This window comes from Oceanobacillus locisalsi, assembly GCF_042675985.1.
Lineage (GTDB): Bacteria > Bacillota > Bacilli > Bacillales > Amphibacillaceae > Oceanobacillus > Oceanobacillus locisalsi.
Genome location: NZ_JBHTKK010000001.1, coordinates 54,450 through 66,374, shown reverse-complemented (window position 1 = coordinate 66,374; position 11,925 = coordinate 54,450). Strand labels below are relative to the sequence as shown.

General features: G+C 34.2%; 7 protein-coding genes. 5 read left to right on the top strand and 2 right to left on the bottom strand.

Annotation, left to right across the window (positions count from 1 at the left end; translation table 11 throughout):
* Positions 1–10: 10 nt before the first annotated feature.
* Together ACFQ19_RS00260 and ACFQ19_RS00255 are read left to right on the top strand one after the other, a co-directional pair.
* A complete protein-coding gene (locus ACFQ19_RS00260; protein WP_379589846.1) occupies positions 11–1,633 on the top strand; it encodes an acylphosphatase in 1,623 nt (540 codons plus the stop codon).
* Between the two features lie 40 nt (positions 1,634–1,673).
* The gene (locus ACFQ19_RS00255; protein ID WP_379589845.1) at positions 1,674–3,323 is read left to right on the top strand and encodes an acylphosphatase; all 1,650 of its coding nucleotides are present in this window, start codon (positions 1,674–1,676) and stop codon (positions 3,321–3,323) included.
* A gap of 91 nt (positions 3,324–3,414) precedes the next feature.
* Here ACFQ19_RS00255 and ACFQ19_RS00250 read toward each other — a convergent pair whose 3' ends face one another.
* Positions 3,415–4,623, bottom strand: coding sequence for a sugar-transfer associated ATP-grasp domain-containing protein (locus ACFQ19_RS00250; protein WP_379589844.1), 1,209 nt, complete (start codon positions 4,621–4,623; stop codon positions 3,415–3,417).
* Positions 4,624–5,095: 472 nt separating this feature from the next.
* On the opposite strand from ACFQ19_RS00250, the gene ACFQ19_RS00245 reads away from it, so the two are divergent.
* Positions 5,096–6,106: a YheC/YheD family protein gene (locus tag ACFQ19_RS00245; RefSeq protein ID WP_379589843.1), complete on the top strand. Its 1,011-nt coding sequence runs from the start codon at positions 5,096–5,098 to the stop codon at positions 6,104–6,106.
* Positions 6,107–6,987: 881 nt separating this feature from the next.
* Here the strand turns inward: ACFQ19_RS00245 and ACFQ19_RS00240 are convergent.
* Positions 6,988–8,655, bottom strand: a complete 1,668-nt coding sequence (locus ACFQ19_RS00240) for an ATP-binding protein (RefSeq protein ID WP_379589842.1) — start codon at positions 8,653–8,655, stop codon at positions 6,988–6,990.
* Positions 8,656–9,179: 524 nt separating this feature from the next.
* Here ACFQ19_RS00240 and ACFQ19_RS00235 point away from each other — a divergent pair.
* On the top strand, positions 9,180–10,628 hold the full coding sequence (locus ACFQ19_RS00235; protein ID WP_379589841.1) for an acylphosphatase: 1,449 nt from the start codon (positions 9,180–9,182) through the stop codon (positions 10,626–10,628).
* Positions 10,629–10,799: 171 nt separating this feature from the next.
* Complete coding sequence (locus tag ACFQ19_RS00230) at positions 10,800–11,855, top strand: YheC/YheD family protein (RefSeq protein WP_379589840.1); 1,056 nt, start codon at positions 10,800–10,802, stop codon at positions 11,853–11,855.
* The last annotated feature ends 70 nt before the right edge of the window (positions 11,856–11,925 follow it).

The window sequence follows — 11,925 nt, the reverse complement described above, 5'->3', positions numbered from 1 at the left end:
GGATCAGGGCATGAGTGAGAATAATGCCGAATGGCTAGCGCATTTGTCATCAGAAGTCATTTCTGATGTACACGGAAGTTTATTAGATGCATACGTTATTGCATTGGAAGGATGGCGCAGAGGTCTAAAACTAAGGTGGCACGTGGAAAACTCGGAAAAATTTAGCGAGATGGTTACATGGTATACAGACAGACCGGGACAATTATTTTCATTAAGTTCAGCGAACCGCACACATTATTTTTTCCGTTCCAGAGGCGATAAAGTAACCAACGAAGCTGTTTATATCGGAAAAGATAAGGGAAACTCTTTAAAGCATTTAAAAGAGCATGGAGTAGCTGTGCCAAATGGAAAAATATTCAACGGCGACGACAGCAAAGAAGCCATTAAGGAATTTGCAGAAGAGATAGGCTTTCCCGTTGTCTTAAAACCCAAAGACGGCAGCTTCGGCCGCGGCGTCTTTGTCAACATTACCAGCGCAGCAGAGTTAGAAGCTTGTTTGGATTACACCAAAGAACTGGGAACAACAGAAGATATCATTGTGGAGCAGCATATCGCCGGAAAGGATTACCGCATTTACGTTGTGGGAAATGAAGTTGTCGGAGCAATGCATCGTGAGCCGCCAAATGTGGTCGGAGATGGTGTACATACGTTGGAACAGCTGATTGAACGGAAAAATGCAGAGCGGGAAGAGAACCCGCGTCTGGTGAGCTGTCCGATTGCAGTAAGCGATGAGTTAACAGACTTTATTGCCAGAGAAGGGCGAACACTCACATCCGTTCCTGAAAAGGATGAGCTGGTCTATTTAAACTTCAAGGGCAATATCTCCCTCGGCGGCGATCCGATTGATGTATTGGACGACCTGTCGGATGAAGTGAAAGACACAGCCTTACGAGCGATGCAATCTATGGAAGGACTGGCCCATGGAGCAGTTGACTTAATGGTCAATGAAGCAGATAACCAGGCTTATGTGATCGAATTGAACCCGACCGCACAATTGGGCGGATTATTATATCCTATCAAAGGGAAATCACGGGATATTCCGAAAGCCATTATGGATTATTACTTCCCGGAAACAAAAGAAAACAAGGTGACACAAATCAATACCTTCTTTGATTTTCACGACGTATTGGACCCGCTCCAAAACCGGGACGCCACAGTGACAACCGTCACCCCATGCCCGCAGCAGAAAGTCTATATGAAGAAATATATTGTTGTTGGTGATGTTTTAGATATGGGCTACCATCGCGGTCTTCGCAAGCAGGCTTTCGAACGCGAACTGCATGGGTATATCATGACCAAGGAAATTGGAGATATCGAAATTGTGGTTGCCGGCATAGACCCGGAAATGGTAGAAGACTTCAAGCACGGTATCTGGGAAGATGAAGAACGGGCAACCGTTATGGAAGTATTGGAAGAAGAAGTAGATGAAGCGGTAAAAGTCGGTTTTGAAATCAAAACAGACCTGAAAACGCAACTGGAAGAATTGAAATGGTACAAACGCGAATTGGAAGAAACCGAGCTTGCGCTGAAAAAAGCGGAATTAAGACGGAGAAAACATTATGAAAGTCTTTCTTGGAAGGCAACTTCGCCGATTCGTGCGGTTGGCTCTGTTTTCAAGAAGTTTAAAGGCTAAAGAGTAAAGGATCAGCGGATTATAACAGGAGGATATGAACATGAAAGATAATCAGTTAGGGATAAGTCTTCCGCATCTGAATAATGACATGGTAAGAAATGCGAGAAAAACACGTCTCGATGCGTTTGCTGTAGCATTAGAAGGATGGCGAAGAGGCCTCAAACTAAAATGGTATACGAAGGATTCCGAGCACTTTGAAAATATGATCATTTTTGGAGTGAATCCGCCCGGCCGTCTATTTTCATTAACTTCAGAAAAGCAGACACATTACTTCTTCCGGACAAGAGGCGATTTGGTTTCCAGTGAGGCAGTAGAGGTCGGTTCAGAGAAAGATGATACCAAAATTTATCTCGGCAATGCAGGCGTCCCTGTACCAAAAGGAAAAGGCTTTGAAGCAGAAGCAACCAATGAAGAAATCATCGCATTCGCAGAGTCTGTCGGTTATCCCATGGTTTTAAAACCGAGTAATGCAAGTCTCGGCAATGGGGTTGTAACCAATATAAAAAATCAGGAACAATTATTGAAAGCCATCCATTATGTCCGGCGCGAATTAGAGTATGAAGAAGTCGTGCTGGAACAATACGTCAGCGGAAAAGAATACCGCGTCTATGTTGTAGGAGATGAAGTCATCGCTGCATACAATCGTGTCCCTGCCAACATTATGGGAGACGGAGAACACACGATTGAACAATTAATCGATATTAAAAATGCAGTACGAAGAAAAAATGCACGTCTTAACAGCTGTCTGATTCATATGGATGTAGAAATTCTGGAATTTATCCAGGAAGCAGGCTATACCCTAGAGAGCGTTCCTGAAAAAGGAGAAGTCATTTACTTACGCGAAAAAACCAACGTATCCTCCGGCGGCGATCCAGTAGACGTCACCGACACCATGCCGGAAGAATATAAGCAAATTGCGATTAAAGCGTTAAAAGCAATAGACGATTTTCCGCAGGGCGGTGTAGATATCATTGTCAATGACCGCAGTGACGTAAGAGGAGAAGCAGTGGTGATTGAATTAAACCCGACTGCACAAATCGGCGGCGCGCTGTTCCCGATTGAAGGAAAATCAAGAGATATACCGAAAGCTATTATTGATTATTATTTTCCAGAAACCAAAGGAAGAGTGGACACGACCAATTCAAGAGTGTCCTTTGATTTGATTAATGTTCTTGAACCTCTGGAAAACAGAGCAGCGGTGGAAGTGGAAGTTGCGCCGGCGCCAATCGGCGATCTGTATATTCAAAAATATATTGTCAACGGAAATGTGCAACGATACAATTTCCACAAATGGCTTAAGAGACAAGCAATTGCGAACGATCTCCATGGCTATGTCAAGAGTGTCGTGTTTGATGAAATTGAAGTCGTGGTTGCCGGAACAGATAAAAAAGCCGTAGACGACTTTCGAGAAGTCATTAAAGGCTATCCACAAGGCTCAGAAGTAACCCGTATAAAAGCAGAAGATTACGATGGCTTTGTAACGGTAGGCTTTGAAATTACGGAGAAATATAATACAAATGACATCAAATCCGTGCAGCATGCTTTACGCAGAATGGATAAAGACCTGCAGGAGCTCAGGAAGAAAAAGGATAGAGCAGAGAAAGATGTTAAACATATTTTGAATAGTACTTCCTGGAAGGTTACGGAGTCTATGCGGAAGTTAGGGTCGAAGGTGAAGGATAAAAAGTAAATCAATAATCGTATAACAATTATCAAAAAAGTGACTTTCTACTTGAAATGTAGAAAGTCACTTTTAAGTTTAATGGAGTTTATTACTGTTATTAAGTTTCAGACAGATCATTGACTATATTATTTAACCGAGTTACTTCTTCTTTTAATTTGTTATTTTCACTCTTTATTTTCCTGTGCTCACTTTGTAATTTTGATAATGCCGAACTGCTATTTCGATTTTTCTTTTTAGCTCGTTCTTTGCTGACATGTTGTGTTATTTCATCAGTTAACTCTCCAAATATGGGCTTTTGAGATACTAACTGATACATCCATGTTGCGCCTCTAAAATTCATTTCCAAGAATAATGGTTCTTCATCTTCCGTAATTATAATATCCCAGGAAACAAAATCATGATGAAGTACATCCTTATGTAGTTCTTTAACAAAATCTATATACTGATTATATTTTGGCAGAGATCCCATTTCTGAAAACTTAAAACCAGTTGAAGGATGTTCATCTAATACTTCTAAATTTTTATTTATAGCAAAATCTCTAAATTCACCATTGTCTTTAATACCTACACGTATACCGCCTGCTCCAGAATTATCTCGTACATCATTATTAGTACCTATTTTGGCATAAGCTAATAAAAAGTGTATTTCGTTTTTCCATCTTAAGGTAACCATTCTTAAGGTATTTACAGATGATGGATGAGGTCTTGCCGTTATTTCATGTTGTTTAATTGCTTCTTGAATCATAAAATCGTATCCAAAAGCTTTTTCAAATTTATCTAAGGAGATTACTTCGTCTTGAAAGTAATACTTACCTTCTTTATATGTTAATTTCGATATACCAATTCCGTTATCAGCGTTACTTTTCTTAATTATTAAATCTTCCTTCATATTTTCTATAATAGGAATCACTTCATCAGGTTGAAGAGGGTTATTTTGGCTATCATAATAGTAGCCTCTTATTCTTTTAATAATTGCCCCTACTTTTTTGGAAGTACTGATTAACTTATCATAGATATTTTTATCACTATAGCCGACTCTGATATTCATATCATTAAAATAAGGAATGAATTCATTCCATAATTGCTTTGATGGAACAATTTTTTCTTCCTTTTTACCAGTAAGGTTCTGGAAAGCAATATGAAGCAAGGGATCAATTTCTTTTCCGTAATTTGAGAGCCAATAGTCTTGTATTTCCTTTACATAGTTTTCATCAATTTGTTCAAGTAAACCAGCTTTAGAGTACCTTTCAAAACCTTTTGATTTAGTATTTATACCTAGTGACTTATAATAATCCAAATTTTCCATTTTTATTCTCCTTGTTAATTAAGAATATTTTCCGTTTTTTCTTTTAATTTTAAAAAAGATATTTTACTTTGTACATTATTTATATTCATCCAAGATTACCTTTCGTTTACCATAAAACTAAATTGATAGTAACATGTCTATTTTAATATTTAGAATACAAACATATGCATTTTCACTGCTAATCTAACGCTCTATAATAAACACTTCATAATAAAACGATACTAGGAGAGTAAGAACTAATAATCTACAAATGTATTTCCTGGCTGAAAGTATAGAAACATATTAATCCGCTATTACTCCTTTGTACTTAAATGAAATGTAAGATGCAAAAATGTGTAAAATAATAATTATAGAGCTTAAATCATTGTATTATAAATTTTAAATAAAGTAAAGTTGATAAAACGGTAGTATATGATTCAAAAATATATTAAGATATATTTAGCAGATTATGGTGAAAAAGGGGATTTAATAGATGATAATTGGTTTTATGCGCAATCCTAAACGACCAATTGCATTAGCGAAACTTATTTCGTTGATAGCAAAACCTAAAGGAATGGAAGTATTATATTTTTGTGCGGATGATGTAAATATAAATACAAATAAAATAAACGGTTTTATTTTTGTAGGAGATAAATGGCGCAGGATAGAAACGGAAATTCCGAAGATTATTGATGTTAGTTATTTTTGTTTAAAACATTCAAAGGTAATAAGACACCTAGAGAAACATGCATTTCTTACTGCCAGTAATAAAAATCGTATATCAAAAGAAAAACTTCAATATAAATTGGCAGAGGATCCGGAATTCGAAGAAAATGTTATTCCTTCTGCAGCCTGTTCCTCTATTCATACTTTTGAACAATTCCTTACACGTTATAAAAATATAGTTGTCAAGCCTATCAGTAGTCAAAGAGGAGTAGGAGTATATAAAATTTCTGTGAATAATGCGAGGAAAATTACAATTGGTTATAATAAAACATCAGAGGAAATAGCTTATGAAGAACTTGAAGATTTTTATAATAATAAATTAAAAGATAAAAAGCATGTTATGCAGAAATATGTAGCTTCTAGCACCCCGCAAGGAGATCCTTTTGATTGTAGAGTGCATTTAGAAAAAAATGGTCAAGGGAAATGGGTAATCGCTAAGAAATATATAAGAATAGGTATTGGACAGAAAATAATATCAAATGTTAATCAAGGAGGAGGAGTAGCCGACGCAAAAGTATTTTTAAAAGCGAACAACCAACCTGATATTGCAAAGAAAATGTTAACTGAGTTAGATCAATTAGGATTAAAACTTGCTAACAAAATGGAGGAATTAAGAGGCGTAGAATTGGCTAATCTAGGACTTGATATAGGTATAGAAAATGATGGAAGCCTGTATGTGTTTGAGGCTAATACAGCTCCAGATATTTCTAGGTTAAAAGCAGAAGTAGCAATGTATAGAACAGATTACTATAAATATTTGATTGAACATAAAGCTTAAATTAGATGGCATATAATATAGGACTATTCCATTCGTATATCTCGTGTTAGTCAGGTAATATCCAATGGTATAAAGTGTATTAAACAATAGATGAACGATAGAAAAGTTAAAATTAAAATTAAAATATAGTTATACAGAGGAAGTCATAAGCAACCTGAGATTCTCCTTTTAGCAGGCAGAGAAATAATAAAAAGCCTCTCCTACTATAAAAGGGGTATTTATTATGTGTCTTTTAGAAATATTCTGTTCTGATGAGTATGATATGTAGCTGGTATCACAAACCAAGTTTTTAAGAAAAAATTCCTTGACCGATCAAGAAAATATAATAAATTTTAAAGAGTCTGAGAAGCTTATAGCTATTTGCGAATCACCATGGCTATTCAGGACAAGCACGAGAAACACCATAGCTTGAAAAGCAATTTAAAAGATACATTTTGAGACATTAAACTTATTTCAGTATCGGTAAAGAAATTTGCGACAGTATCATTCGTTGTCTATAAAGTTATTAGCCACTATAACGATAACGAGCTGGTTATGAAAATAATGCATGCAGTGCTCAAAGTAAATCAGATTCCAATGCTTTTCGCTTAGTAATCACAATTATTCATATACCTCGCGAGAATATCACTTGGTGACAACAGAAGTCGGAATGACATGCAGTACGTCTCGATGTTGGAAAATGCGCCTGAAGAAAACTTTTGAGGTATTTACGCGAGTCTTGTATATAATGGGAGAATTTCCTAGAAGAAAGCAACAGTCTGAAATCATTAGAATACCGATATCAGACTGTTGCATAGAATTTTTGTTTTTATATTTACTTGACAAAATATAGTTCCACCTGTGGAATAAGTAAAGATTGTTTATGACTTGCATTTATATCCTTATTTTTTCTTCTTCCCAGTCAATGCCCGAATTGGTTTCGTGAATTTCCAAGAATTGCTTTCTTCCATTTGCTGCAAGCGTTTCTTTAACTGTTTATTTTGCTGTTTAGTTAATTCCAACGTCTGCTCTTCTTGTTCGTATTTTGCTAGACGCGTAACCATATTTTGATATTCTGATTCTAATATAGCATAATCCTTAATGTATTTATCTAATGTATTTTTATCTGTATTATCATTTTTTTCGTTTAATGATTCAATATAAAAACCATGCATTATAGGGCTTCTACGTTCCTTTTCCTCCAACTTGGCAGTTTTCTTTCTTAGTTTCAAATGTTGTTTAAGTCTAGCATAAAAGTCATTGATACGTTTCTGGCTTGAACCAACAACAACTGAGATGTCTCCATTATTTAAAGGTTTAATGTAACCATTAATACCAGCGAGATAGGCTAACTGCCTTACTCTTTCTGCGAAGGCTTCAGTATAATTACAATTGCTAATCAAATAGCGAGTTAATTTTAATCCCTGTTTTGGTAATTCTGGTAATTGTAATTCCTTCACCTTTTTGTTAAAGCAGACATCATATATATAATCAAAATCTAAATAGAATTTTTGAGCTCTTTTTCGATCATAGTTAATAGACTCAGGAAAGTAAAAATCGATTATGTCAGAAGATACATCTTTACCTTGTCCTTTTACTGGAATGAGATGCTGTCTAATACTAGCACGTGAATTTATTTCAATAATAACACCAGTATCATTTTCTTCATCAATCATAATATCTACACCGCATTGTGGCAGGTTTTCGAAAGCACTCGCAGCATTTATGGCTGTTTCTTTAATATGATCTGAAATTTTGTCAGTCATATCAATAGATTCGCCACCAGCAGAAATATTATTTTTTGATTTAATATATATGAATTCTCCCTCTGGAATTACAGAGTCCAAATTATATCCTTTTCGATGTAGCAAAGTATTTACTTCATCATCTATTTTAATAGAACTCTCTGGAAGAGAAGGAAGTTTTGCACGCTCTATATTTTTTTGATTGATTAATTGCTTGACTGTACTTTTGCCGTCACCAATTACGTTTGCTTTTATCCTTTTGTATGCTGCAGAAACTTTGTTGCCAATAACGTAGATTCGGTAATCTTCCCCTTCAAAATATTTCTCCAATATAACCTGAGGAGACTGTAATTTTCTTCTAACGTACTCTAGTGCTTCAACTAATTCTTCTTCCGATTGAATTCCGGCAATAACTCCGTCTCCACCTTGGCCGTCAGTCGGTTTTATCACAACAGGATAACCTAATTTTGAAGCATAGTTTATTATTTCAGAATCACTAACATGAGCCTCAAAATCTTTCCCGCCAGGTGTGGGTATGTTATTTTTTTCTAGAATATTTTTTGTTGTTACTTTATTTATGACTGATTTTACAGCTTCTTTAGAGACTAAATTTCCGCGTGTAACAGTAAAATGGTATACTTTATCAATATCACTAATACTATAACTAGCTATGATTTTCCCTGGGGCTTGAGTTATAAAGCGGAAAGAAACTTTTAACCCCCTTCTCCAAGCTTCTAATACTATACTATAAGTGCTTAGCATATAGCTATTTGCTCTTCTTGGTATTGGATGATTTAAACTATCTATAAATCGATTTTGCTCCATCGTGTAAATCTCCTATCGTAAATTCGCTAAAATATTATTCTTATTATAACATATATTTGATTTTAGTCTATTAATCGGGAAAGGAGAGAGAGTATTCTATCATTGGATATAATAAGCTATAAAAGTCTTTAAAAAAGAGAAAAACAATAGGTTAAAGAAATTAACATATATAGAAGCTGATAGTGGTAAGTAGCAAGATAATCTAATCAAATATTAAAAAAATGGTTGTTCACTAAGGTGTCTGCTAATTCTTTTTTATGAATGATTCAGGATTAAAAAAAGAATGATTACTTGTAAGGAAATTTTAATAGTTTTACTAAAGTTGTTTTGTTAAAATTGTAAATTACTAAGAATAACGGACACAAAGGTGATTTGGGATTCGTATTTCTTTTGCTATAAACTGAGGTTTAAATCATATCTCTTTTATTGAGATTTAGGTAAAATCAAAAGAAAGCGGTAAAATATAGGGATTGGAAGGAAATTTTATTTTTCGATGATAAAACACACCAAAAAGGAGAATGACTATGCAAGCTCAAGAAGTAAAACTTTTAAAAACACTGAATACAGATGTTGTTAAAGATATAACTGGTTTTCAATTATGTTCTTATCTAGTAGCTTTAGAGGGATGGAGAAGAGGTCTGGAATTAAAATGGTATAGAGATGAAACAAATCTTTGTAAATTAGATACAAATAATAAAAGCACTCACGGGAAATTCTTTTCTTTAAGCAATGGTAATAAATTGCATTACTTCTTCCGTTCAAGAGGAGATAAAGTAACTAATAAAACAGTGAAAATTTGTAAAAACAAGGAAGATACAAAAGCGCTTTTCAAACAAAGTAATGTGCCTATCCCAAGGGGAAAGACTTTAGAAACTGATGAAAATATCATAAATTATGCTAATGAAATTGGATATCCTGTCATTATTAAACCAACAAGTGGTAGTATGGGACAGGGTGTATATACAAATATATCTAATGAAGATGAGCTAATTGGTATCCTTAAAGAACTAAGATCAAAATATTCCTTTCATGAGTATATAGTGGAAAAACACTATGATGGTAATGAATATAGAATTTATGTTGTTGATGATAAGGCAATCGGTGCGACTAATCGAATCCCTGCCAATATTGTTGGAGATGGGGTGAATACAGTAGAGAAATTAATTGAGATAAAAAATAATGAAAGAAAAAAGAATCCATATTTAGCACGAAAACCGATAAAAGTGGATTATGAAGTTACTTATATGCTTGAAAGAGCTGGTTATAAATTAGATAGTATTCCGGAAAAAAATGAGGAGCTTTTTCTAAGGGAAAAAAGTAATTTATCTGCTGGTGGAGATCCTATTGAGGCTACTGATGAACTATCAGATGAAGTGAAACAAATTGCTGTAGATGCTCTAAAAGCACTTCCTTCTATACCGCATGCTGGGGTGGACATTATTGTGGATCCTGCCGATAATCGTAAAGGAGTTGTATTAGAAGCAAATGCAACAGCAGAGATTGGTTTTCATTTATTCCCACTAGTAGGAGAAGCAAGAGATGTTGCAGGTGCAATAATAGATTACTATTTTCCAGAAACAATCGAAAAAAATAAATCCTCTTTTTATTTTGATTATCTTAGTATGTTAGAACCTTTAAAGAAAAATGCAGTAGATGAAATAAAGGCTATTCAAACACCGATGGAAGAAATGCATGCTAAAAAGTATATAGTAACTGGAAAAGTAATTAAGGTAAGTTATATGTCATATATAAAACGGGAAGCACTTCGTAACAACATCTTTGGTTATATAAAGAAATTAAGTAACAATCAGGTAGAAATACTTGCTTTGGGCAGCGATAAAGAAATAGTAGATGGATTTTACAGATTTGTGAAAAAAGGATCTAAAAAATCTGTTATTAAAAATATTGAAGAACAAGATTTAATTCATAGTGATGAACCTAGAAAAACAGGTTTTCAAATAATAACATCATAGAATGAAAGCAGGTATTCAGATGTATGAAGTCGGTATTATGACAAATTTTAATAAGCCTGCAAAACTAGCAGGGATTACTTCATTTAAGCACAGTCATATGGAATTGAAATAATATATATGCAGCCTAGCGACATAAATATTAATGAGAAAAAAGTATCTGGAAAAATACTTGTGAAAAATGAATGGATTAATAAAGAAACGGAAATTCCACCTTTTATTGATGTTGTTCCGTATTGCTTTAAAAAAGAAAACAAAGAAGTAATGGATTTTTTGAAGCGACAAACATTGTTGTCTGATAATAGGGATAATATTGTCACGAAGGAAAAGCTTCAGAATTTATTAAGTAGGGATAGTGAATTTGCACACTTAATGATTCCTACGTGTAAAATTAAAACATTTGAAGATTTGATTTATTATATCGGTACGTATGATAAAGTAGTATTGAAACCAGGAAGAGGGCTGAGAGGTAAAAATATTTATATTCTTGAAAAGATGGGTGAAAATTCTTTCAAAATAGGTTTTAAGAAAAACCAATGGAATGTAAATCTAAATTCACTTAAAGATTTTTTTGAAGATGCTATAAAAGGGAATTACTATATTCTGCAAAAATATGTTACATCAAGAACTCCTCAGGGGGACCCTTTTGATTGCAGGGTTCATGTTGAAAAAAGCAGCTCTGGTGAATGGTCTGTTGCAAAAATCTATGTGAGGATAGGAATTGGACAGTCTGTTATTTCTAATGTCAACCAAGGTGGCGGGATAAGTGATCCCAAAGAGTTTTTAAAAGCTAACTTTGAGAATGATTGGAAGGGCATTTATAATAATTTAAGTAGTTTAGGTAAGAAAATTGCTAAAAAAATGGAAAGTTTAAGAGGGACGCATATTATGTCCCTTGGGATGGATATTGGAATTGATGAAAATGGAAAGCTATATTTATTTGAAGTAAATGATGGACCCAGTACAAAAGCTTTGATACATGAAGTAGCATTTCATCGCAGTAACTATTATTTATATATATTGAAGAATAAATTTAATTACTCAGTAATAGAACCTGTAAACATGATTGAAGCAAAACAAACTGAGATTAATGAATTAAAACATGAAGTCAAACAATTAAAAGAAATAGTTTTAAAAAAAGAAAAAAAGCTGAATCAAATATTAAACAGCAGGTCTTGGAAATTAACTGGCTTTCTTAGAAAAACGAAGAAGTTTATGACAAAAGGTTAATAAAATTAAATGAAAAAATTAGTGATCGCGTTGGTGCTGTATTCGAACGGCTGTAATTACTGAGTTATTC